28 protein-coding genes, 2 tRNA genes and 1 riboswitch are annotated in these 22,920 nt (G+C 61.2%); of the genes, 14 read left to right on the top strand and 16 right to left on the bottom strand.

Annotated elements, in window-relative coordinates; all coding sequences use genetic code 11:
- The first annotated feature begins 186 nt into the window (after nt 1-186).
- Nucleotides 187-1,074: a lytic transglycosylase domain-containing protein gene (locus BMZ70_RS00460; protein ID WP_092268642.1), complete on the top strand. Its 888-nt coding sequence runs from the start codon at nt 187-189 to the stop codon at nt 1,072-1,074.
- Nucleotides 1,075-1,123: 49 nt separating this feature from the next.
- On the opposite strand, the gene BMZ70_RS00455 is transcribed toward BMZ70_RS00460, so the two are convergent.
- The 14 genes from BMZ70_RS00455 to glyA form a co-directional block, all read right to left on the bottom strand.
- Complete coding sequence (locus BMZ70_RS00455) at nt 1,124-1,813, bottom strand: hypothetical protein (protein WP_229205231.1); 690 nt, start codon at nt 1,811-1,813, stop codon at nt 1,124-1,126.
- A 128-nt stretch (nt 1,814-1,941) separates the two neighbouring features.
- Nucleotides 1,942-2,412 carry a transcription antitermination factor NusB gene (gene nusB, locus BMZ70_RS00450; protein ID WP_092268640.1) on the bottom strand — a complete coding sequence of 157 codons (471 nt, stop codon included), beginning with the start codon at nt 2,410-2,412 and terminating at the stop codon, nt 1,942-1,944.
- 29 nt (nt 2,413-2,441) lie between these two features.
- Nucleotides 2,442-2,930: a 6,7-dimethyl-8-ribityllumazine synthase gene (ribH, locus tag BMZ70_RS00445; RefSeq protein WP_092268639.1), complete on the bottom strand. Its 489-nt coding sequence runs from the start codon at nt 2,928-2,930 to the stop codon at nt 2,442-2,444.
- A 25-nt stretch (nt 2,931-2,955) separates the two neighbouring features.
- A complete protein-coding gene (ribBA, locus tag BMZ70_RS00440) occupies nt 2,956-4,068 on the bottom strand; it encodes a bifunctional 3,4-dihydroxy-2-butanone-4-phosphate synthase/GTP cyclohydrolase II (protein ID WP_092268637.1) in 1,113 nt (370 codons plus the stop codon).
- 122 nt (nt 4,069-4,190) lie between these two features.
- Complete coding sequence (locus tag BMZ70_RS00435; protein ID WP_092268635.1) at nt 4,191-4,826, bottom strand: riboflavin synthase; 636 nt, start codon at nt 4,824-4,826, stop codon at nt 4,191-4,193.
- A gap of 8 nt (nt 4,827-4,834) precedes the next feature.
- Entirely contained in the window at nt 4,835-5,929 is a 1,095-nt protein-coding gene (gene ribD / locus BMZ70_RS00430; protein ID WP_092268633.1) for a bifunctional diaminohydroxyphosphoribosylaminopyrimidine deaminase/5-amino-6-(5-phosphoribosylamino)uracil reductase RibD, read from the bottom strand.
- Between the two features lie 45 nt (nt 5,930-5,974).
- Nucleotides 5,975-6,523, bottom strand: a complete 549-nt coding sequence (locus BMZ70_RS00425) for a GspH/FimT family pseudopilin (protein WP_165403551.1) — start codon at nt 6,521-6,523, stop codon at nt 5,975-5,977.
- Nucleotides 6,520-6,966: a type IV pilin protein gene (locus BMZ70_RS00420; RefSeq protein WP_092268629.1), complete on the bottom strand. Its 447-nt coding sequence runs from the start codon at nt 6,964-6,966 to the stop codon at nt 6,520-6,522. The genes BMZ70_RS00425 and BMZ70_RS00420 overlap by 4 nt, the downstream gene beginning before the upstream one ends.
- Nucleotides 6,963-8,918 (bottom strand): pilus assembly protein, encoded by a 1,956-nt coding sequence (locus BMZ70_RS00415; RefSeq protein ID WP_229205230.1) that lies wholly within the window; start codon nt 8,916-8,918, stop codon nt 6,963-6,965. The genes BMZ70_RS00420 and BMZ70_RS00415 overlap by 4 nt, the downstream gene beginning before the upstream one ends.
- Complete coding sequence (locus tag BMZ70_RS00410) at nt 8,915-9,541, bottom strand: pilus assembly PilX family protein (protein WP_092268627.1); 627 nt, start codon at nt 9,539-9,541, stop codon at nt 8,915-8,917. Before BMZ70_RS00410 ends, BMZ70_RS00415 begins: the two co-directional genes overlap by 4 nt.
- A 3-nt stretch (nt 9,542-9,544) precedes the next feature.
- The gene (locus BMZ70_RS00405) at nt 9,545-10,438 is read right to left on the bottom strand and encodes a PilW family protein (protein ID WP_092268625.1); all 894 of its coding nucleotides are present in this window, start codon (nt 10,436-10,438) and stop codon (nt 9,545-9,547) included.
- Nucleotides 10,435-10,971, bottom strand: a complete 537-nt coding sequence (pilV, locus tag BMZ70_RS00400) for a type IV pilus modification protein PilV (protein ID WP_092268623.1) — start codon at nt 10,969-10,971, stop codon at nt 10,435-10,437. Before pilV ends, BMZ70_RS00405 begins: the two co-directional genes overlap by 4 nt.
- A gap of 93 nt (nt 10,972-11,064) precedes the next feature.
- The gene (gene nrdR, locus BMZ70_RS00395; protein ID WP_092268621.1) at nt 11,065-11,538 is read right to left on the bottom strand and encodes a transcriptional regulator NrdR; all 474 of its coding nucleotides are present in this window, start codon (nt 11,536-11,538) and stop codon (nt 11,065-11,067) included.
- 112 nt (nt 11,539-11,650) lie between these two features.
- Nucleotides 11,651-12,898 (bottom strand): serine hydroxymethyltransferase, encoded by a 1,248-nt coding sequence (gene glyA, locus BMZ70_RS00390; RefSeq protein ID WP_092268620.1) that lies wholly within the window; start codon nt 12,896-12,898, stop codon nt 11,651-11,653.
- A 94-nt stretch (nt 12,899-12,992) separates the two neighbouring features.
- Nucleotides 12,993-13,129: riboswitch (ZMP/ZTP riboswitch) on the bottom strand.
- A 130-nt stretch (nt 13,130-13,259) separates the two neighbouring features.
- Between glyA and BMZ70_RS00385 the strand changes: the two genes are divergently transcribed.
- The 13 genes from BMZ70_RS00385 (at nt 13,260) to BMZ70_RS00325 (ending at nt 21,310) form a co-directional block, all read left to right on the top strand.
- Entirely contained in the window at nt 13,260-14,006 is a 747-nt protein-coding gene (locus BMZ70_RS00385) for an SDR family NAD(P)-dependent oxidoreductase (protein ID WP_092268618.1), read from the top strand.
- Nucleotides 14,007-14,155: 149 nt separating this feature from the next.
- On the top strand, nt 14,156-14,566 hold the full coding sequence (gene ybgC, locus BMZ70_RS00380; protein ID WP_092268616.1) for a tol-pal system-associated acyl-CoA thioesterase: 411 nt from the start codon (nt 14,156-14,158) through the stop codon (nt 14,564-14,566).
- A gap of 10 nt (nt 14,567-14,576) precedes the next feature.
- Nucleotides 14,577-15,269 (top strand): protein TolQ, encoded by a 693-nt coding sequence (tolQ, locus tag BMZ70_RS00375; protein ID WP_092268614.1) that lies wholly within the window; start codon nt 14,577-14,579, stop codon nt 15,267-15,269.
- A gap of 5 nt (nt 15,270-15,274) precedes the next feature.
- Nucleotides 15,275-15,712 (top strand): ExbD/TolR family protein, encoded by a 438-nt coding sequence (locus BMZ70_RS00370; protein ID WP_092268612.1) that lies wholly within the window; start codon nt 15,275-15,277, stop codon nt 15,710-15,712.
- A 9-nt stretch (nt 15,713-15,721) separates the two neighbouring features.
- Nucleotides 15,722-16,630 carry a cell envelope integrity protein TolA gene (tolA, locus tag BMZ70_RS00365; RefSeq protein WP_092277344.1) on the top strand — a complete coding sequence of 303 codons (909 nt, stop codon included), beginning with the start codon at nt 15,722-15,724 and terminating at the stop codon, nt 16,628-16,630.
- Between the two features lies 1 nt (nt 16,631).
- Entirely contained in the window at nt 16,632-17,897 is a 1,266-nt protein-coding gene (gene tolB, locus BMZ70_RS00360; protein WP_092268611.1) for a Tol-Pal system beta propeller repeat protein TolB, read from the top strand.
- Nucleotides 17,898-17,927: 30 nt separating this feature from the next.
- Nucleotides 17,928-18,458, top strand: a complete 531-nt coding sequence (gene pal / locus BMZ70_RS00355) for a peptidoglycan-associated lipoprotein Pal (protein WP_092268609.1) — start codon at nt 17,928-17,930, stop codon at nt 18,456-18,458.
- 109 nt (nt 18,459-18,567) lie between these two features.
- Nucleotides 18,568-19,323 (top strand): tol-pal system protein YbgF, encoded by a 756-nt coding sequence (gene ybgF / locus BMZ70_RS00350; protein WP_092268607.1) that lies wholly within the window; start codon nt 18,568-18,570, stop codon nt 19,321-19,323.
- Between the two features lie 57 nt (nt 19,324-19,380).
- Nucleotides 19,381-19,456: transfer RNA gene (locus BMZ70_RS00345), tRNA-Lys, on the top strand.
- Between the two features lie 28 nt (nt 19,457-19,484).
- Nucleotides 19,485-19,560: transfer RNA gene (locus BMZ70_RS00340), tRNA-Lys, on the top strand.
- A gap of 93 nt (nt 19,561-19,653) precedes the next feature.
- A complete protein-coding gene (locus BMZ70_RS00335; protein WP_092268605.1) occupies nt 19,654-19,917 on the top strand; it encodes a hypothetical protein in 264 nt (87 codons plus the stop codon).
- Nucleotides 19,918-20,083: 166 nt separating this feature from the next.
- A complete protein-coding gene (locus tag BMZ70_RS00330; RefSeq protein WP_092268603.1) occupies nt 20,084-20,779 on the top strand; it encodes a hypothetical protein in 696 nt (231 codons plus the stop codon).
- A gap of 9 nt (nt 20,780-20,788) precedes the next feature.
- The gene (locus BMZ70_RS00325) at nt 20,789-21,310 is read left to right on the top strand and encodes a hypothetical protein (RefSeq protein WP_130300962.1); all 522 of its coding nucleotides are present in this window, start codon (nt 20,789-20,791) and stop codon (nt 21,308-21,310) included.
- Here the strand turns inward: BMZ70_RS00325 and BMZ70_RS00320 are convergent, their stop codons facing one another.
- Nucleotides 21,311-22,090 carry a substrate-binding periplasmic protein gene (locus tag BMZ70_RS00320; protein WP_092268600.1) on the bottom strand — a complete coding sequence of 260 codons (780 nt, stop codon included), beginning with the start codon at nt 22,088-22,090 and terminating at the stop codon, nt 21,311-21,313. It lies immediately after the preceding gene.
- Between the two features lie 107 nt (nt 22,091-22,197).
- Nucleotides 22,198-22,752, bottom strand: a complete 555-nt coding sequence (locus tag BMZ70_RS00315) for a PEP-CTERM sorting domain-containing protein (RefSeq protein ID WP_229205229.1) — start codon at nt 22,750-22,752, stop codon at nt 22,198-22,200.
- Nucleotides 22,753-22,920: the final 168 nt, after the last annotated feature.

The raw sequence follows: 22,920 nt of genomic DNA, 5'->3' as shown, positions 1-22,920 counted from the left end.
TGTAGTTGTATTGCATCTGGTTGACTCCTGCGGGAGAGATCAGCAACAAGCAAGCAATGAAGGCGTTCTCGTGTACTACCTACAGTAACGACGAACGAGATATTTCTGATGCACGGCATTAGCACCTGTTTAGCTGCGTTTGACGCTGGCGGGGGATCGCTTTTACGGACATTTCAGGGGAACTCTATGATTAATCGCATCACCGGCGCAACTACGTTTGCCCGTACTATGGCTCGCCAGCCAGCTGCGTGGTTCACCACGGCCAGCATTTCGGCAAAGGGCGTGTTGACCACCGCCCAGCACACCCTGACCATTGTGGGTGTGACCGCTCTGGTAGTAATGGCAGTACTGTTTGTCCGTCCTGACCTGGCCAAGGCCCTCAGCGACAGTTTGAACCGCGTTCCGGACGCGGAAGTTGTAGCAGTCACCGCGCCGCCGCTGGACGCGCTGATGGAGGCGCCAGCCACCGTCACCGCCTCGACCGCGCCGCTGACCGCCGAAGAAAAAGCCCTGCTGGGCACCGAGAAACAGCAGAAATGGGTCACCACCTGGCTGTCCAAGCGTTACCGCGTAGCCGGTGACGCCGCCAACATGCTGGTGTCGACCGCTTATCTGACCGCACGTGAAATCAAGCTCGATCCGCTGCTGATCCTGGCGGTGATGTCGATCGAGTCGGGTCTGAATCCGTTCGCGGAAAGCCCGATGGGCGCGCAAGGCCTGATGCAAGTCATGTCGAAGGTGCACCACGAGAAGTTCCAGGACATGGGCGGCCTGCAAGCCGCGCTGAACCCGGTCGCCAACATCCGCGTCGGTTCGCTGATCCTGAAGGATTATGTGACCCGTGGCGGTTCGGTGGAAGCCGGCCTGAAGAGCTACGTCGGCGCCGCCGCGTTTGAAACCGATGATGGTTACGGTTCGCGCGTTCTGGCTGAGTACAATCGCCTGAAGCAAGTTTCGGCTGGTAAGAAGGTGCCGACCATCACTCCGGTGATGGCAGCCGCCCCAGCCAAACCAGCAGCGCCAGTCGCTGCCGCCGAGAAATCGGTCAGCGGTACGCAGATCGCCGGTCTGTAATTTAGCCGTGCATATATGAAAGCCACCTTGGTCAGGTGGCTTTTTTCATTTATGGGCAGGACCGGGCCGAGACCCGGCCGGAATCCTTGAACGGATCCCGCCCACCGCCAAAGCTGTTCGATTCCTTGTAATAGCAAACCACCGCACCGCCCGGCAAACGCCATTTGGTCACGCGGCTGCCGTCCGGCGCCGTGAACTCCCCTATCGCTCCACTGCTGCGGTCTTTGTAAGCCTTGCCGATGGCGGTCGCCAGCGCGGTTTCGTCGTTGACGTATTTGCGGTCGCGCTGGGTCCACGCATCTTCCTTGCGCGCCTTTTGGTCGGCGGCCAGCGCGCCCTTGAGCGCACGCTGCTTAAGATCATCCTGCGGCTTGACCGGTACGGCAAACGGATCGGGCGGCAGCGTGACGGCCTGGGTATCGGCCACCGCCGCCGGTGTGGGCGCCGATGGCGCAGTGATCGGCTGCGGCTCGGACAGCGGCCGGGGCGCAGCAACAATCGCCTCGGGCAGACGCGCGGCTAGGACGCGTGAAGGCCGCTCCGGCGCCTGCGCCGCCGGCTTGGGTGGCGGAAGCGGCCGTAGCGGCTTGAACGGCGTCAAAATATAGGTGATCGGCACATGCGGCGCCACGGAGGCCGCCATCGGCCTCTCAGGCGCTTTCCAGCACATCAGCGCCAGCAGGTGGGCGCCGCCGATCAGCGCCAGCCAGCCGCGTCGGCGCCAGCTTGGGGTGGGCAAGTCGATGATACCGCTCCAGAATTACCGAAAAAGCAATCATCATCACTGCCGCTATTGCGGTCAAGCGGCCCATAAAAAAAGCCACCGCACGCTACCGTGGGTGGCTTTCAACGATACTTGAGAAACGCTTAGCGCTTCTTGTCGGCAGCAACTTCGTCCGGACGCAGCTGGGCGGCCAGCTTGTCCAGCACACCGTTGACATACTTGTGGCCATCGATACCGCCAAACGACTTGGTCAGTTCCACCGCTTCGTTGATGACGACGCGGTAAGGAATTTCCTGGTTGTTCTTCAGCTCGTAGGCACCGATCAGCAGCACCGCGTGCTCGATCGGCGACAGCTCGTTGATGCCACGGTCCACCAGCGGCGCGAACATCTCGCGCAGTTCCACCGACGAACCGATGGCGCCGTTCAGCAGCACGGTGAAGTGCTCGGCATCGGCCTTGTCGAAGCCGTGCGCGCCGCGGATGTGGTTGACCACCGTGGAGGCGGATTCGTTATTCAGCAGCCACTGGTACAACCCTTGCAGCGCGAACTCGCGCGCGCGATGACGCGGCGTGCGGTTCTTGCTTGGGTTGGCGTGCAAAGTCTTCTCGTTCATGGTTCTACCTATTTTAAATTACTTATTAATTACTCGTCGTCGCCTTGGTCCTGGCTCAGCTCTTCCAGAGCGATGGTCAGGTTGGCCATTTCGACGGCTACGCGCGCAGCATCGGCGCCTTTGACCGCCATGCGCACTTCGGCCTGCTCGTCGTTCTCGGTGGTCAGGATGGCGTTGGCGATCGGGATGCCGTAGTCCAGGCCGATGCGGGTGATGCCCGCGCCCGATTCGTTCGACACCAGCTCGAAGTGATAAGTCTCACCACGGATGATGGCGCCCAGCGCGATCAGCGCGTCGAACTGCTGCGACTCAGCCATCTTCTGCAGCACCAGCGGCACTTCCAGCGCGCCCGGCACGGTCACATGCAGGATGTCTTCGTCAGCCACGCCCAGGTGCTTGAGCTCGGCCAGGCAAGCGGACAGCAGGCCGTGGCAGATGTCTTCGTTAAAACGGGCTTGTACCACGCCAATGCGCAGGTCTTCGCCGTTCAGGTTGGTTTCGTAGCTTCCTACGGTCATGATGGCCTCTTGTATGTTGGTTAAATTATTGCGGTTTGGCGACGTAGCCGGTCACTTCCAGATTGAAGCCGGTCATCGACGGCATCTTGCGCGGGCTGGCCAGCAGTTGCATCTTGCAGACGCCGACTTCGCGCAGGATTTGCGCACCGATGCCGTAGCTGCGCAGGTCCATGCTGGCCGCGCGGCCTTTCGGCTTGACTTCGACCGGATTGCACAGGGCTTCGAACTGGGTGAAGAACTGCTCGGCAGTCTCTTCGCAGTTGAGCAGCACGATCACGCCGCTGTCGGCCGCCTTGATCGCCGCCATCGAGGACGACAGGTTCCACGAGTGGGTGGTCGCTTCCGATTCCAGGATGTCCAGGATCGACACCGGCTGGTGCACGCGCACCAGGGTTTCCTTGCCTTTTTCGATCTGGCCATGCACCAGCGCCAGGTGGGCCGAGCCGCTCGGCTTGTCGCGGTAGGCGATCATTCGGAAGTCGCCGTGGGCGGTCTTCAGCGTGCGCTCGCCGGCTTTTTCCACCAGCGACTCGTTGCGGCTGCGGTAGTGGATCAGGTCAGCGATGGTGCCGATCTTCAGATTATGTTCCTTGGCGAATTCCAGCAGGTCCGGCAGGCGCGCCATCGTGCCGTCGTCCTTCATGATTTCGCAGATCACCGAGGCTGGCGTCAGGCCGGCCATCGCGGTCAGGTCGCAACCGGCTTCGGTATGGCCAGCGCGCATCAGCACGCCGCCCTTTTGCGCTTTCAGCGGGAAGATGTGGCCCGGCTGGACGATGTCCGATGGCTTGGCGTCCTTGGCCACAGCCACTTCGATGGTCTTGGCGCGGTCGGCGGCCGAAATACCGGTGGTCACGCCTTCGGCCGCTTCGATCGAGACGGTGAAATTGGTGCCGTAGGCGGTGCCGTTCTTGGACGACATCATCGACAGTTCGAGCTGGTCGCAGCGCTCTTCGGTCAAGGTCAGGCAGACCAGGCCGCGCGCGTACTTGACCATGAAATTGATGGCTTCCGGCGTGACGAAGTCCGCCGCGAGCACCAGGTCACCTTCGTTTTCCCGGTCTTCTTCATCGACCAGGATCACCATGCGGCCAGCGCGCAATTCGGCGACGATTTCTTCGGTGCTGGAAATTGACATTTTTAATCCTTCAAGGCTGAGCGAGAGTATTTCATTAACCCGCTATTTTAAAGGATTTACGCCATCCCTACCGTAAAACCCCGCTTTTTAGTGCATCCGCATGGCATTCCTGCCAACATTAATCACTTGCCGGCGGCGCCCACCGACACCATGCGCTCGACGTAGCGGGCGATCAGGTCGATTTCAAGGTTGACCTTGGCGCCCACGGTCAGGTGCTTGAGCGTGGTCATGGCGATGGTGTGCGGGATCAGGTTGATCGAGAACTGGCAGACCAGGTCGGTGCCGGCGCCGATATCGGTGATGCGGTTGACGGTCAGCGACACGCCGTTGACCACGATCGAGCCCTTGTAGGCGAGGAATTTGGCCAGCTCGTGCGGCGCTTCCACCACCAGCTCCCACGACTCGCCGACCGGCTCGAACTTGCGCACCACGCCCAGGCCGTCGACGTGGCCGGACACCAGGTGGCCGCCGAGACGTTCGTTCAGGGTCAGCGCTTTTTCGAGGTTGACTTCGGTCAGCGTGTCGAGGCCGACGGTCTTGTTCAGGCTTTCGCGCGAGACGTCGACGCGGAAGTTGGTGGCGTCCTTCTCCACCACCGTCATGCAAGCGCCGTTGATGGCGATCGAGTCGCCCAGCGCCACATCGGCCAGCGGCAGGCCGCCGGCATTGATGTCCAGGCGCACGCCTGCGAACGAGCCGCCTTCCAGCGGTTTAACGGATTCAATTTTGCCGACAGCGGCGACGATACCAGTGAACATGATTATTCCTAATGAGTGAAGCGGGCAAGGATACGCAAATCTTCACCGATCTGCTTAACCTCGTGAAATTTCAAATGCTGCTTGTGCGACAGGTCGGTCAGTGCCGGCAGCGCGAACATGCCTTGGGCGTCGCCGATCAGCGTGGGCGCCAGATAGACCAGCAGTTCATCGACGCAGCCTTCGCGGATCAACGAACCATTCAGCTTGCCGCCGGCTTCCACGTGCAGCTCGTTGATCTGGCGGCGACCCAGCTCGCGCATCAGCGCCGGCAGGTCGACCTTGCCGCTGGCATTCGGCAGCATGACGACCTCATGGCCGGCAGCAGCCAGCGCAGCCTCTTTTTCCGGATTGGCAACGGCGGCCACGATCCACGTGCCGCCGCCTTCCAATATCTTGGCGGACAGGTCAATTTCAAGCTTGCTGTCGACCACGATGCGGCGCGGCTGGCGCGGCGTCTCGACCGCGCGCACGTTCAGCTGTGGATCGTCGGCCTTGACGGTGCCGATGCCGGTCAGGATGGCGCAAGCGCGGGCGCGCCAGTGATGGCCGTCGGCACGCGCCTCCGGCCCGGTAATCCACTGGCTGACGCCGTTATGCAGCGCCGTCATGCCATCGAGGCTGGCGGCGCTTTTCATGCGCACCCACGGCAGGCCGCGCGTCATGCGCGAGAAGAAGCCAATATTCAATTCATACGCCTGCTCGGCCAGCAAGCCAACATGCGTGGCGATACCATTGGCGGCCAGCTTGGCCATGCCCTGCCCTGCCACCAGCGGATTCGGGTCTTCCATCGCCGCCACCACGCGGCCAAGACCGGCGCGCACCAGCGCGTCCGAGCACGGCGGCGTGCGGCCGTGGTGGTTGCACGGCTCCAGCGTGACGTAGGCGGTGGCGCCGCGCACATCGTGGCCGCGCGCCTGGGCATCCTTGAGCGCCTGGATTTCCGCATGGTCGCTGCCAGCTTGTTGCGTGACACCGGCGCCGATCACCACACCGTCGCGCACGATCACGCAACCGATATGCGGATTCGGGGACGTTGTGTACAGCCCCTTCGCGGCCCACTCCAGCGCCAGCGTCATGCCTTCCAGATCGTTACTGATGTTCACGTTACCCCTGCCTGAATAAGTCCTCGCGACATTATAAAGGCTTGTTCAGTCGGCCGCGCTGGCGCATTTAGAGGGTTCCGTCTTGGGATCGCAGACCCGCACGCGGCCCAGCATGTTGATGATGAGGCTGCGGGCTTGATCGCCTTGCGTGAGGGTGAGCGTCCCCCACCGGGCGGCCAGGCTGTTGTCGGCACGGCAGGTGCGGCCGGCGGCGTTGTAGGCGATGTAGTCCGGCGCGCTGCCAGCGGTGAAGCGAGTGGTGACGGTGATGTCGGAGCGTAGCGGGTCATGGCGATAAATCAGCGTTTCTCCGGGATCGGGACGGCGATTGCCGTTGCGGTCGATGAAGATGGCCCAGCCGCTTTGCCAGTTGGCGCCCGAGGATTCCAGCGGCGCCATCAGGACTTTGGCGCCGCGTGTCATCGCCGAGGAACGGGTCAGATCGATGGCGGCTTGCAGGTCATTGGCGGAGGCTTGCAGGCGCATGCGCTGCAGCGATTGCTGGAAAGCCGGCGCGGCCGCCCCCAGCAGGATGGCAGCCAGCGCCAGCCCCACCAGCAGTTCGATCAGCGTCAGGCCGGCGCGGCGGGTCATGGCCAGCATCCTGTGGCGGGGCCGCTGGCGAGGCGCACACCGGTGCTGGTGAGGGTCAGCTCGCGGCAATCCGCGTCGCGGAAGCGGCTGTCAACCAGCGCGGTACCGGGCCGCGCGATCAGTTGCACACAATGGGCAATCAATTCGCCATCGCAGGCCTTGCCTTCGATCTCGTAGGCGCTCACCGGCGCGCTCGCCCCGCTCCACCACTGGAAATGACGTGCCTCCGGCTCCACCTCGCCGGCAGAGAAAGCGATGTAGCGATTGTGCTGCGAATGAAAGCGCTCCTGCTGCATCATCAGCTTGAACAAGGCCGATTGCGCCTCGCTGCGGCGGGTGCGCACCACTTGCTGCTGGTAGGCGGGCATCGCCGCCGCTGCCAGCACGCCGATGATCACCAGCACCACCAGCAATTCAATCAGGCTGAATCCGGCGTGTTTCATTTGGCCGCCTCGTGCAGTTCGCGCCAGTTGACGATTTCGCGCCAGCTCAGGCGGCCAACGCGGCGCGTGGTGCGCACGGTGCCGATGACGACCATCGGACCTGCTGGCGTAGCACCGACCACCGCATAGGTTTTCTCCTGCGCGATGCGCCCCATCGGATCCGGCTCGCTGCGCGTGATTGTTTGCGGTAGCAGCGCTGGCAGCGGAAAATAGTCTGGCAGCGTCTCGCCGGTGATTGCAGAAGAACTCTCCGCAGGCAAGCCGCTGGTCACCTTGAGCGCGTAGCTGCGGCTACTGGTCGGACTGCACATGTCCGCGCCGGGCAGCACGGTGTTGAACAGCACCACGCCATCCGTCAGCATGCCGGTGTTGATGCTGCGCTCTATCGCCTCCGTGAAGTCGATGTACCAGCCCTTGCTACCCGGCGCCATGCGCATATCCCGGCCATCGAGGAAGCGCTGGGTCAGTTGATGGCGGCCGGTGATGATGTCAGGCGGCGCTTGCAGGCTGTCGATGATGGCATAGTAGGACTGGGGCGATGGCTTGCGGTCAGCCAGCGCAATCAACCGGCCGGTGCCGAACAGGATCATGTAGCCATTGCTTGCGTAGGCCAGCAGCGGCCGCTGGGTGATCGACTGGCGACGGCCGCTGGCATCGCGGGCGACGAACAGCGATTTGCCGATGGCCTTGGGCCACGGCGCGCTGCCGCTAAAATCGAAGCGCCACAGATTGCCTTGCAGGTCGCCGGCATAGGCGTAGCGCAGTACGCCGTCATTGTCATTCAGGAGCACCGGTGCGCTCAGGGCGTTGGCCACTGTGCTGTCCGAGACAGGCGTGGTGATGCGGTAGTAGTTGCGGTTGAGCCGCCAGCCTTGGTCGTGCGGTTTATCGAGCGCCAGCAGGAATAAGGCCCCCTTGCCGTCGCCGCCGTTGTTGAAGCCGCTGGCGACGATGGCGAAATCACGCACCACGTCGCGCCGCACGCGTACCCTGGCGATTTGTGGAATGGTGGTGACGTTACCCATCAGTGGGTCGTCGCGGCTGGTGAATTCCCATATTGCGCCGAGGCCGTCCGCAAAGCGGGCGGGATCGGTAACGTCCAATGCAAACACGCCGGTTGCGCCGCCGCCCATCGCGGAGAGCAGGACGGCTTTTTTGCTGCCTGCGATGTTGGCCTCGCCTGCGCTCGCAGGGCCATCGACGTAGGCTCGATGAACGTAGGCAGGATCAGTCAGGTAGTGGAGTTGGGCGATCAAGGCATCGGGAACGTACGCGAAAAGTTCGATACCGCTGGCGGCGTCGAAGGCATGCAACATGCCGTCGTTGGCGCCGAGGTAGATGGCGGCGCGGCGGCCGGGCGCGTCGACATAGACTGGCGTGCTGTGGACGGCGTCGCCCAGTATGCTGCTGCGGCGGCGGAACTGGACGCCCTCCAGCGTGCGCTCGCCACGCAGATAGGCGACGCGCTGTTCGCCTGCATGGTCTTCAAGATTGAGCAGCGCCTGCTGTGCGGGCGACAGCGCGGCCCATGTGAAGGGCGCCATTGCCAGCACACCATCGGGCTTCACGACGGAAGTATAGATCTGGCGCAGCGCCGGCGTGGGCTCAGCTACGCGGCCGGCCGTGCCGGTCAGGATGGCGCCGGCATCCCACGCCGAGGTGGGGGTCGCACCCACGCCGGCGGACAGCACATAGCGCGAAAAATGCCCGCCCCAGTCAGCAATGTTCATCGTGGCCTGATATACGTCGCCAGCGCTCGCCGACGACGCGCTGCCGGACGATGCCGCGAACGGAGCTGGGCGCAACAACACTGCGCCGCTGCCGGATGAGGCAGATTTGCAATCTGCGGCGATGGGCCAGCTGTCGATCACCAGCGTCGGCGGATCCGCGCGCGCCGGCATAAAGATGGCTATGCCTAGCACCGCAGCGTGCAGTAAGGTGCGAATCTTCATGGAGTTCTCTCCGGCTTGTTGAAGACGCTTTGCAAGACGACTTCGGTTTCCGGCCGCGCGCCGAAGCCGATGGCGGTGACGCGGTAGCAGTAGTGCGGCGGCGCGCCAGCGGAGGCATCGTCACCGGGCTGGTGGCACTCCATGCGCTCGATCACATAGCGCGGTCTTTTGAATGGCAGGAAGCCCTCGCCGGTTGGCATCGCAGCGCCGGTGTACGCACCGTGCGCGACGGAGCAGCCGCCACCGTCCTCGACCCCGGACAAGTCCACCTGCTGCCACGCCGGCGTCGCAGCGGCAGGCGCACGCACACGCAAGCCTGCGCTGACGCCAGCGCCAGCGCTGCTGGCACCGCCACCGCCACTGCCAGCAGCGCCGCACGCCTCCGCGAATCCGTCGCCACTCGCAAATGCCGCGCGGCGGGCGGGATCGCCGCTGTCGTCGATATCATGTTCCGCATCTTTCAAGGCATCCTCCGCCGCAAGAAACGCCACATTCCGATCACGCTCGCTGCGCGCCGCTTTCTCACCTTGCAGACTCAACTGCGCGGCCGACACACCCAGCAACAACACCATGATCAGCAACACCAGGCTGACCACCAGCGCAATCCCTCGCTGCCCGTCCATGATTCAGCCATCCCGGTTGCGCAGCGCTACGGTCATGCTGAACAGCCGCCGTGCGCGTAGCCGCTGCGATGGCGGCAAGCTGCCCTCCGCCACACGCACGCCGACATCCTCGCCATGCGCATCGGCATACGCCGGGCCGAACAGGTCATAACGCGCGTCCACCGTATCGCTGCGCGTGTTGCGTTCGCCATGCAGCAGCAAGGCCAGCTTGATACTGCAGACGCGCTTCCAGGCCGCCATCGCCTGTACCGCCGTGGCGTTCAGATACGTATTGGGCACGCCATCCAACGGCATATCCGTGTCCACGCCGTACAGCACTTGAAACGAATCGACACCGCGCACAACGGCATCCGCGCCCCAGCCGGACGCGCTGCGATACTTGCAGCGCAGCTCAGGCTCACCGCCCGCGTCGGCCGCCACGTAGAAAATGCTCCAGCCTTGCGCTGCGCCCGCCACGCCGAAGCCGGCGCAATTGACGCTGGAACCATCGCCGCTCGCGCCCGCACCGGAGCCGGCAAAACGCAAAGCCAGCACATCACTACCATTCGCCACCGGCGGCAACACCGCGCCAATGCCATCGCTGCTGCGGCTGATGCTGGCGGCATCGCGGCCATCGACCGCAGCGGGCGTATCGGGATCCAGCTCCGGTGGCGCTACGTCGCTGTCCCAGTTGATGTAGGCACCTTGCCTTATCGCCTGCGCCATCGTTTGCAAGGCATAGCGGCCGCCATCGGCCAGCCAGGCGTTGTCGCTGTGATTGCGGTAATTGCTGGCGGTGGCGATCAGCAGGCCGCTGGCCAGCAGCGTCAGCAGCAAGCCCAGCGCAATCGCGATCAGGAACTCAACCAGCCCCCAGCCGTTGCCAGCGCTCAGGCGAGCACGCGACGCCGCGTTCATGGCACCACTCCGACCACCTGCGCCACGCCGGGAACATACTCGCCAGCATCGTCCACCATCGGCGTGCCGTCGGGATTCTTGCCGCGCCATCCGACCTTGATCACGACCGGCGCCGCCACGCCGCCCGAGCAAGCCCAACGCAACTTGCCGCCGCTCCACACGCCGGCATCACGGCAGACCAGCACGCGGCCAGCAGGCATGCCAAGTCGCACTTGCTGCTTGGCCTCGTAGATATCGGCCCATGCCAACTGCGCGCTGGCGCAGGCATCGCCGTGACACAAGGCGGGAGGCGCTGCCGGCAACGGCTCGGCATAGGCATCGTAGTTGAGGGTCAGGTAGAGATCGGTCTGTGCCGGATTCGCGCGCATGTGTTCGGCCAGCGCGGCCGCCAACTGCGCCGCTTGCGACAACAGCACCGCCTGATGCCGCGCCCGCAGCGCCGCCATCTGCAACGCCACGCCGCCGATGATGCCCAGGGCGAGCACCAGCACCGCAATCAAAATTTCCAGCAGGGTAAAGCCGCGTGCGCGCATGGCACACCTCCGCAAGTCGGGGAGACTGCGTTAGAAGTTAGCAGCGGCTACAGCAGAGAGTATGAGGTGTATCAAAAGTGCGCCAGCAGTGCGCTAGATTTTTCGCGGAGCCTTGCGCTCCTGGCCGACCTCGGCAATGGCGTTCTGGAACTCGGCCAGATCTTCGAAGTTCTTGTAGACCGATGCAAAGCGGATATAGGCCACGTTGTCGAGGCGCTTCAATTCCTGCATCACCAGCTCGCCGATGTAGCCGGTTTCCACTTCGCGCTGACCGCTGGTCAGCAGTTTTTCTTCGATCGAAGCAATGGCCGCATCCACCGCCGGCGCCGCGACCGGACGCTTGCGCAAAGCCAGCTCCAGACTGCCGCGCAACTTGGCCGAGGCATACTCGGTACGGCTGCCATTCTTCTTGACCACATACGGCATCACCAGTTCGATGCGTTCATACGTGGTAAATCGTTTATCACATTTCCCGCAGCGCCGGCGCCGGCGTATGGAGTCCCCCTCCTCCGATACACGCGTATCGAGGACTTGGGTATCTTCATGCTGGCAGAACGGACATTTCATAGAGGCGCTTTGGTTAGCGTCGTCCCGGCGAAGGCGGGTGGTCCGCCACTGCGGCCCATAGAACGCATGCTCAGTATGGGTTCCGGCCTGCGCCGGAACGACGCGGTGTTACTTACTTGGCGTAGACCGGGAACTTGTCAGCCAGAACCTTCACCGCCGCTTTGACGCGCTCGATGGTGGCTGCGTCGTGCGGGTTGTCCAGCACGTCAGCGATCAGGTTACCGACTTGTTCCGCTTCCGCTTCCTTGAAGCCACGGGTGGTGAACGCCGGCGAACCCAGACGAATGCCCGAAGTCACGAATGGCTTCTGTGGATCGTTAGGGATGCCGTTCTTGTTGCAGGTCATGTGGGCCGAACCCAGGATCGCTTCCGCTTCCTTGCCGGTCAGGTTCTTCGGACGCAGGTCCACCAGCATCACGTGCGACTCGGTGCCGCCCGACACAATGCGCAGGCCGCGCTTGATCAGGGTCTTGGCCAGCACGTCGGCGTTCTTCACCACTTGCTGCTGGTACTCTTTGAACGCAGGCTGCAACGCTTCCTGGAAGGCCACGGCTTTACCGGCGATCACGTGCATCAGCGGGCCGCCCTGGATGCCAGGGAAGATGGCCGAGTTGATGGCTTTCTCGTGCTCGGCCTTCATCAGGATGATACCGCCACGTGGACCACGCAGCGATTTGTGGGTGGTCGAGGTAACGAAGTCAGCGTGCGGCACTGGGTTCGGATACAGACCAGCGGCGATCAGGCCAGCGTAGTGGGCCATGTCGACCATGAAGTACGCGCCCACCGATTTGGCGACGGCAGCGAAACGCTCGAAGTCGATTTTTTTCGAGAAGGCCGAGGCGCCGGCGATGATCAGCTTAGGCTTGTGTTCCTTGGCCAGCGCTTCCATTGCAACGTAGTCGATATCTTCTTCAGCGGTCAGGCCGTACGAAACCACGTTGAACCATTTGCCGGACATATTCAGTGGCATGCCGTGGGTCAGGTGGCCGCCTTCTGCCAGCGACATGCCCATGATGGTGTCGCCTGGTTTCAGCACGGCGAAGAACACGCCCTGGTTGGCTTGCGAGCCCGAGTTAGGCTGCACGTTGGCGGCTTCGGCGCCGAACAGTTTCTTGACGCGGTCGATAGCCAGTTGCTCCACGACGTCGACGTACTCGCAGCCGCCGTAGTAGCGCTTGCCTGGGTAGCCTTCGGCGTATTTGTTGGTCAGCTGCGAACCTTGCGCTTCCATTACGGCTGGCGAGGTGTAGTTTTCCGAGGCGATCAGTTCAATGTGATCGTGCTGGCGGGTGTTTTCGTTTTGAATCGCGCCGAACAGTTCCGGATCAACGCTGGCGAGGGTGTGGTCTTTTGCAAACATGAAAAAACTCCAATCGAAAGAATAGCTTGTTACTGGCAGTTGGATCGAAAGAGAGAAGCCATAGCGGACCGGCAGCCTCTTCGTGCTTTCCATCGAGGGCTGCCCAGGCGAACGGCTGTTGAAATCTCACGTTTCCCGGTGGATGCCCACCTTTCGCCGACTGATCAAAACGCACTATTGTGGTGCATTTTTGGAAATCATTCCAGCTTTTCGCCAGTTACGTGAGACGTAATGGAAGCCAGATTGTATTTGATGCGCCAGATTTGAGCAAGAAAATGCATTGCATTATTGGCAATTCCACTCATAAGGGAAATTACGGATACAATTTTGGACACCTCCCTACCACTTACAAGGACCGAACATGATCGTCTTCATCACCGGCGCGACCGCCGGCTTCGGCGCGGCAATGGCCCGCATCTTTGCCCAAAACGGCCATAAAGTGCTGATCAGCGGCCGTCGCGAAGACCGCCTGCAGGCGCTGTCGGCCGAACTGGGCGACGCCGTCCGCCCTATCGTGCTGGACGTGACCGACCGCGCCTCGATCCAGGCCGCGCTGGATGGCCTGCCGGCCGAATGGCGCCAGATCGACGTCCTGATCAACAACGCCGGCCTGGCGCTGGGCGTGACCCCGGCCCACACCTCGTCGCTGGAAGACTGGGATACCATGATCGCCACCAACGTCAGCGGCCTGGTGGCCATGACCCGCGCCATCCTGCCGGGCATGGTCGAGCGCAACAGCGGCACCGTGATCAATATCGGCTCGATCGCCGGTTCTACCCCTTACCCGGGCGGCAATGTGTACGGCGCCACCAAGGCCTTCGTCAACCAGTTCACCCAGAACCTGCGCGCCGATTTGGCTGGCACCGGCGTACGCTGCACCAACCTGGCGCCGGGCCTGTGCGGCGGCACCGAGTTCTCCAACGTGCGTCTGAAGGATGATGCGGCGGCGGCCAAGGTGTACGAGGGCACCACCCCGCTGACCGCCGAGGACATCGCCAACAGCGCCTACTGGGTCGCCACCCTCCCTCCGCATGTCAACATCAACCGTATCGACATGATGCCGACCTGCCAGGGCTACGGCCCGCTGAATATTAAACGTGAGCTCTAATTCGTAAGCCATTGTTACAATCCTTGGCAAGAGACTAGGAAACCGCTTTACTCTTGCCGGGGGCAGCTTTGCGCGCCAGTTGATAATATTCAACCAAAACAACAATATCGCGTAGAATGTTGCTCAATCACATTTGTAGTCAAAACAACATGCCCGCAGATTTCATCTGGACAGTACGTGTCTACTACGAGGACACCGATGCCGGCGGTATCGTCTATTACGCGAACTACCTCAAATTCTTCGAGCGCGCCCGCACCGAGTGGCTGCGCGCCCTCAACGTCAACCAGCACGACCTGCTGGCCGAGCACGACGCCATGTTCGTGGTCAAAAGCGTGAGCGCTGACTATCATGCGCCCGCAAAGCTTGACGATGAACTAAAATTAACGGTTAGTATCGAGAAAATCGGCCGCGCCTCTATCGTTTTCCAGCAAGAGGCCTGGCGCGGCGAAACTTTGCTGAACACGGCGCGGGTCAAGGTTGGCTGCGTCGATTCCGCCCTGCGCCCGCGCGCCGTGCCCGCGATCGTCGCCGACAAAATGCGTCACAACACCAAAGACTGATAGATAAACAATGAACGTCACCCAAGACCTTTCTTTCCTGTCCCTCATCACCAATGCGCACCTGATCGTGCAATTGATCATGGCGCTGCTGTTCGTCATCTCGCTGACCAGCTGGACCTACATCTTCAGCAAACTGTTCGCCATCAAATCGGCGCGCCGCCTGACGGTGGAATTTGAAAAGACCTTCTGGGCCGGCGGCAACCTGCACGCCCTGTTCCAGAACGCCGGCAAGGACCGCGCCAACAGCGGCCCGCTGGCACGCATCTTTGAAGCCGGTATGGGTGAGTTCATCAAATCGAAAGCCGCCTTCGCCGCCAACCGCGACAACCTCGATGCCGGCGCCGTGCTCGACAGCGCCCGCCGCGCCATGCGCGCCGCCTTCCAGCGCGAGATGGATGCACTGGAATCGCACCTGGCCTTCCTGGCCTCGGTCGGCTCGGTGTCGCCATACATCGGCCTGCTGGGCACCGTGTGGGGCATCATGAACGCCTTCCGCGGCCTGGCCAACGTGCAGCAAGCGACCCTGGCCGCCGTGGCGCCTGGCATCGCCGAAGCGCTGATCGCCACCGCCATCGGCCTGTTCGCGGCGATTCCGGCCTTCGTCGCCTACAACCGCTTCTCCTACGACGTGGACCGCCTGGCGATCCGTTTTGAGAGCTTTGTTGAAGAGTTCTCCAACATCCTGCAGCGTCAATCGCGTTAATCACTATGGCTTCTTCCTTCTCCAGCAGCATGCGCGGCGGCCGTGGCCGCAAGCTCAAGTCCGAAATCAACGTCGTGCCTTACATCGACGTGATGCTGGTGCTGCTGATTATTTTCATGGTGATGCCGTCGGCCAATGACCCGAGCGTGGTCGACCTGCCGCGCGCGGAAAAATCCACCAAGCCGCCAAGCGACTATGTGCAGATCATCCTGAAGCCGAACGGCGCGCTGTCGATCGGCGTCAAAGGCAAGGATGAAGATGCGCCGGAAACCGCACCGAACCGCGACGCGCTGGTGCGTAAACTGCGTACCATCCACGAGGCGCACCCGGACTACCCGGTGCTGATCGCTGGCGACAAGGAAAGCAAGTACGACGACGTGATTCAACTGATTTCGGAAGCGAAGAAACTGGGCATCACCCGCGTGGGCCTGTCCACCAAGTAAATGCAGACCATGACACCCGCAACTGCCGGCGGCCCGTACAAGGTTCCGCGACAACACGACAATTGGCGTTCGATCACGCTGGCCGTGGTCATGCACGCCGTGTTGTTGATGTTCCTGTGGATAGGCGTCAGCTGGCAAAACAATGATCCGGTCGAAGTGCAGGCCGAAATCTGGGACATGAAAGTGCAGGAAGCGGCGCCGACGCCAACGCCTGAACCCGCCCCGGAACCGGAGCCTGAACCGGAAGCCGTCAAGCCGCCGCCGCAACCGGTGGTGGAAGCGCCGCCTGTGCCGCGTGAAGATCCGGAAATCGCCCTGCAACGCATCAAAAAGAAAAAGCAGGAAGAAGAGAAAGCCGAAAAGCTGGAACAAGCGCGCCTGAAGAAGATCGAAGACGAGAAGCTGGCCAAGCTGGAAGCCAAGAAAAAGGCCGAGCAAAAAGCCAAGGAAGAGAAAGCCGAACAGGAAGCGAAAGAAAAAGCGCTAGCCGAGAAGGACAAGAAAAAAGCCGCCGCCGAAAAACTGGCCAAGGAAAAAGCCGAGAAAGCCGCCAAGGACAAAGCCTTCGCCGCCGAAATGAGCCGCATCACCGGCGCCGCCGCCAAGGGCAGCACCGGCACTGCAGCGCAGTCGACCGGCGGCCGCACCGATGGCGGCTACGCGGCAGCGATCAAGGCCAAGATCAAGAGCAATCTGGTCTACGGCGCCGACGATGACAGCCTGAGTGCCACTTACGTGATCACCCAGCTGCCGACCGGCGAAGTGATCGGCATGCGCAAAACGAAAGGCAGTGGTTCGACGGCTTACGACAACGCAATTGAAAACGCGATTGCCAAATCGTCCCCGCTGCCCAAGAAAAAAGATGGTACGGTAGAGCGCGAACTTGAACTCGTCTTCAAATTGAAGGAAATGCACTGATATGAAAAAACTGAATATGCTGTACACCGGTCTGGTCATCGCCGCCACCATGAGCAGCGCGCATGCCCAGATGCGGATCGAGATTTCCGGCGTCGGCAGCAACCAGATCCCGGTCGCCATTGCCGGCTTCGCCAATGAAGGCGTAGCGCCGCAAAAAATCACTGACATCATCAAGGCCGACCTGGAGCGCAGCGGCGCCTTCAAGATCATCGACGCCGGCGTGATCAGCGACGTCAACAACATCGACTACAGCGGCTGGAAAGCCAAGGGCGCCGACGCGCTGGTGGTCGGCACCGTCGACGCGCTGGCCGATGGCCGCTACGACGTGCGCTACAAACTGCTCGACACCGTCAAGCAAGCCAAGATCTCCAATCTGGACAAGGCCGTGACCGCCCAGTTCACCCGCCTGTCGGCCCACCTGATCGCCGACGACGTGTTCTTCAAGCTGACCGGCATCCGTGGCGCGTTCTCGACCCGCATCGCCTACGTCAAGCAGGAAGGCCGCAACTACCAGCTGCTGGTGGCCGACGCCGACGGCGAAAACGAACAGCTGGCGCTGCGCTCGAACGAGCCGATCATCTCGCCATCGTGGTCGCCGGACGGCACCAAGGTGGCCTACGTCTCGTTTGAACAGAAGAAGCCGGTGGTCTACGTGCAGAACCTGATCACCCGCGCGCGCACCGTGGTGGCCAATGAAAAAGGCAGCAATTCCGCCCCGGCCTGGGCGCCAAGCGGCAACAAGCTGGCGGTGGCGCTGTCGAAGAGCGGCAACACCCAGATCTACACCGTCAACGCCGACGGCAGCAACCTGCAGCGCGCCACCACCAGCAGCGGCATCGACACTGAACCGCAGTGGTCGGCTGACGGCAACAGCATCTACTTCACCAGCGACCGCAGCGGCGGCCCGCAAATCTACCGCATGAACCCGGACGGCAGCGACGCCAAGCGCGTCACCTTCGGCGGCAGCTACAACATCAGCCCGCGTATCTCGGCCGATGGCAAGACGCTGGCCTACATCTCGCGCCGCGACGGCAACTTCCAGCTGTTCGTGCTCGACCTGGCCACCGGCCAGGAGCAGCGCCTGTCCGACAACACCGACGATGAGTCGCCAAGTTTCGCCCCTAACGGCAAATACATCATGTACTCCACCCGTGCCGGCGGCCGCAAATCGCTGGCTGTGGTCTCGGTGGATGGACGTGTAAAACAACGCCTGACCACTCAGGCGGGCAACATCAAGGAGCCCACCTGGGGCCCGTTCATGCAGTAACTATCGCGTTTCACTACTAGGAGAATCACTATGCGTAAAATCAGCAGCCTGGCTTTTGCCATCACCACCGCCGCCATCCTGTCGGCTTGCTCGACCCCGGTCAAAGTGTCGGAGCCGGCACCAGTCGTAGAACGTCCAGTTGAAAAAGCCGTGACCCCACAAGCTGACACCCGCACCGTCGCCCCAGTGGAAACCAAATCGCTGGATCCGCTGGACGATCCAAAAGGCGTGCTGGCCAACCGCAGCGTCTACTTCGACTTCGACAGCTACGTGGTCCGTGCTGACGGCAAATCGGTGGTGGAAAACCACTCGGCCTACCTGGTGAAAACCAAGTCGCGCTCGATCCTGGTCCAAGGTAACACCGACGAACGCGGCGGTTCCGAGTACAACCTGGCCCTGGGCCAGAAGCGTGCTGAAGCCGTGCGCAAGGCCATGACCACCCTGGGCGTGCCTGAGTCGCAAATCGAAGCCGTATCGCTGGGCAAGGAAAAACCAAAAGCCACCGGCTCGAACGAAGAAGCATGGGCGCAAAACCGCCGTGCAGACATCGTCTACAAGTAATCAAAAGCACTACCTTTTTGCCGGGTCACAGGCATAATACGGGGCGGCGCGCGGTGTTATCCGCGCCCTGCCCCGTTTCCTTTTTTGATTTGTGTAGAAAGCGCCTGACATGATGAAATTCTCCAAATCCGGCCTGAGCGCCGCCCTGCTGGCCGCGACCGTCTGGCTGCCGCTGCAAGCCCACGCCGGCCTGTTCGACGACGACGAAGCGCGCCGCGCCCTGCTCGACCTGCGCGCCAAGGTCGAAGCCATGCGCACCGAGCTGAATGCCCGCATCGACACCAAGTCCGACAAGACCAGCACGCTGGACCTGGTGAGCCAGAATGAAAACCTGCTGCAGGAAATCGCCAAACTGCGCGGCCAGATCGAAGTGCTGGCCAACGACATCGCCAACGCGCAAAAGCGCCAGAAAGATTTCTACGTCGACCTCGACGCCCGCCTGCGCAAGCTGGAGCCGCGCGAAGTGACCATCGACGGCAAGACCTCGCAAGTCGATCCTAACGAGCAACGCAACTACGAAGCGGCCATGCAGCTGTTCAAGGCCGGCGATTACAAAGCGGCCGGCGGCGCGCTGAGCGACTTCGTGGCGCGCTATCCGGGTTCAAGCTACGCGTCGAACGCGCAATACTGGCTGGGCAACGCCTACTACGCGCAGCGCGACTGCAAGGCGGCGATCGCGGCACAGCTGGTGGTGCTGAAGAACTACAGCGACAGCCCGAAAGCGCCGGACGCCATGCTGAACATCGCCAGCTGCCAGACTGAGCTGAAAGACAAAGCTGCCAAAAAGACACTGCAAGACTTGATCAAGCAATATCCGGATTCGCCGGCGGCGGCCACGGCCAAGGAGCGCCTGGCGGGCAAATAATTACCGCAGGGTATTTGACAGTTGAGCTGGGGTCCCCTATAATCTCGCTTCTTTCGGGGGTCGTTAGCTCAGCTGGTAGAGCAGCGGACTTTTAATCCGTTGGTCGCAGGTTCGAATCCCGCACGGCCTACCATCCGAAAGTTCCCAGGTTTGATACCTGAGGGTCGTTAGCTCAGCTGGTAGAGCAGCGGACTTTTAATCCGTTGGTCGCAGGTTCGAATCCCGCACGGCCTACCAAGAATTCAGTAGTACCAAAAAAGGCTATCCGCTTCGGCGCATGGCCTTTTTTTCTTCCCTCTCCCCACCACACGCACCCACGAAAGAATCCCCATGAAAAAGACCGGAATGGCAAAAAGCGACGCCAAGAAACTGATGGGCAAAATGGTCGCACCCGGTGGCGCAGAATTCGGCAAGGCAGCTGTCGTGGTTGATCGCCGCGAGCAACGCCGCCTCGACCAGGCGCTTGGCCTGGTGCCGTTTGCCGTCAAGCTCAATAGCAACCTGGTGGCTCAGATCAATGCACTGGCAGCCGAACAGGGCACCGATCTCAACGAGGTTGTCGCTGCCCTACTGCAAAAAGGTCTGGCAAGTTGATGGCGTTAATCCGCTGATCGCAGGTTCGAATCCCGCACGGCCTACCCATAATTATCAAGGAAGCCCACGAATTTCGGTTCGTGGGCTTTTTTGTTTTGCGCCACTTCAAATCCTCCCTGCCTTGCGGGGCTTACTCTCGACAGATCCCCCCCTCGAGGAGTTCGCCATGCCGCAGCCAGATAAAGAAAATTTCGAAAACGCAATCAAATCACTGGAAGCAACCACAACCAGCGTAGGAGTGCATTTGGAAGTGGACTCCACCGCGCGCCGAATTTACGCGCGCGAGATCAAGGCGATGTCCGACAATCTTCGCAGCGATGTGGCCAAAGGTAAGCTGTCTTGGGCAGAAGCGGCGGAGCAGGCCCAAACCACCAGGAACGTCATTATGCAGCTCACCAGATCGCGCACCACGCCGGTGGCTCGCGCGTTTGCAGAGCGCGCCAAGGCTGAAGGTCAAGGCCTGAACGCACTGATCGCAGAAAAGACTGTGAAGCTGTATGGGAAAAGCGCCGTCTTCGCCAAGCTAACCCAATCCCGCCAAAACCGCGTATTTGCCGAAGTCGTAGCCTCGGCTGGCAGATCTCGCCTCACCATCACAGGGAATGTTCGGCGGTTTTCCTATCTGGGACGGAGCCTGATTCTGCTATCACTGGCTCTATCGACGTACAACGTACTAACCGCTCGCAACAAGTCCGCTGCGATCAAGCACGAGCTGGTCACCACTACAGCAGGAGTTAGTGGCAGCATAGCAGCAGGAGCTATCGCGGGGCTGGCGTGCGGCCCCGGTGCCCCCGTATGTGTCACAATAGGTGCATTCGCAGGAGGCGCCTTGGCTGCTTTCGGCGCTGGCTTCATCTGGTAGAGCAAGCTCATGAGATTACTTCAGGCTTCAGAATTCTCAGCAAGGCTAGCGTCGCCCTATTCAGATACGTCGCTGGCAACTTCTGAATTGCTGGTGGACGGTATGCCGACAGGGTCGGTCGTGACCGGAGCGACGCTGGAAGCCGCTGTGGAATGGCGCGGCTACAGCATTGCCTTCTTTACCGATGACATTCCTTTCGAAGAGATGTTGCGGATCTACATGTTCGATGCGGACATGACACTCGTTGACGCTGCTGTGTTCGGCGCGATGTACTCCACCGGCACATTCGCCGACCTTCGCATGCAACCACCGGATACACTGACGTTTCGCTTCTTTGGCGGCATCATCTGGCGCCTGGTGTTGCTTACTGCGCCGGAATTTGCCTTTCCCTTAGTTTCAGATCCACGCGGCGTTAGTCGGAAGTTCAAATTCTTCCGGCAATTTCGCGTTGAAGGTAAGCCACGGCCAGAAGGCGCGCCGGATGTTCCAAATCAAACTGGGAACCGGAATCCGTCTACCTCAGCTCTATAATCATCGCCGCACCGCGCCCAGGTACTGCTTCACAATCGCATCATACGTGCCGTTGCTGCGGATAATGCTCAGCCCGGCATTGAAGGCGTCGCGCACGCGGGCGTCGCGAAACACCGCCTTGCGCGGGCTTTCGGGGAAGATGTTGTGATACGTTACCGCCTGCGTGGCATCGATCTGCGGTTCAAGCTTGTCGATGAAGTAGCGGAAAATCAAACGGTCTCCCACCACCACATCAACCCGCCCCATGAAGAGCAGCTTGTTTTGGGTGATCTGGGACGGCACTTCCCTGTAGTCCGAATGGTTGCTGGCGACGAAGTTGAAGCGCTCGCCGAGCACCATGTTGGCGCTCTGGAATGCCGCCACCGAATAACTGCTCAAGTCTTCAATCTGGCGCAGTTTCAAATTACGGCGCGTGAGCGTGGTGGCGACGTTTTGATAAACGATGTAGGCGTCACTGAAGTAAAGATGGCCGCCTATCCCTTCCGACGTCGACAGCATGCCGTCCAGCTGGCCGGCGCGCAGCATCGCCAACGCGCGCGTCTGCGGCAACATCTGGCCGACCAGTTTGTAGCCGCCGGCCGCCATCGCTTTCCGGGCGATGTCGTAATCCAGGCCGGAGGTCCCCGATTCCATGATGTAGGGCGGCTTGGGCAAGCCCATGCCGACATGCACTTCCAGCAGCGCCAGCTCCTGCGCGCACACCGCGCCGCTCAGCAGGACGGCAAACAGCGCACCGCCGCCCAGCAGTGCTCGCAACAGTAGTATTGGTTGATACAGCATGGCGCCTCGCAAGCTTCGGATGGTAAGCAATACGATACACCAAGCTGACAGCAACAAAAAAGCCCACGAATGTCGGTTCGTGAGCTTTTCGATTTTGCTCGCGCGCTTCAGGCTTTGCGTGTGCGGCGGCGGGTCAGGGCCAGCAGCCCCAGACCGCCCAGCAACATGGCGTAGGTTTCCGGCTCCGGCACTGCGGCCGTTTGCAGGTTGTCGAGGACGTAGGCATAGTTACCGCCGCCGGAATCGATCCTGATACTGTTGAAGACGATGTTCTGGAAACCATAGAACTCGCCGCCATAGCCGGTCCACGTGGTAAAGCTCGCTACCGCAGTGGCCCCGAGGTAGGCGGTAAAGGTCGATGTGCCCGGATTGCTGACGAAGTTGAACGCGGCGCCAGACAGGTTGGAGGAGAACGTCAAGGTGGTCGGTGTAGTGCAGCATGGGAAGAAATTGACAATCGCCGTGCCATTGATGTTCGGGAAGCTGCCATCATAATCATCGGTGACATAGTTGCCATCACCGAAGGTCACGCCGTTGAAGTTACTTCCGGCGGCACTCCAGTCCGACAGCCCGCTGGTGAAGGTCTCCGTCGAATAACTGCCGCTCAGACCGCTACCGGCGGCGATGATGTTGTCCGCGTGAGCCAGCGCGCTCGCTCCCAAGACGGCAGCACCAAACAGTAAATTTGCCAGACGCATGTTATCTCCCATTCATTTTTAATGTCAAAAAGAATATAAATATTAACATTGGAATTATTGATTTGTGCTGCCTTTACAAAAATTAGATTCTGTTTGTGTGGAACTGACACCAATTGCTGCGTCGGGCGACGT

The organism is Duganella sp. CF402 (genome assembly GCF_900109645.1).
GTDB lineage: Bacteria > Pseudomonadota > Gammaproteobacteria > Burkholderiales > Burkholderiaceae_D > Rugamonas.
This window is presented reverse-complemented; position numbering and strand designations above follow the sequence as displayed.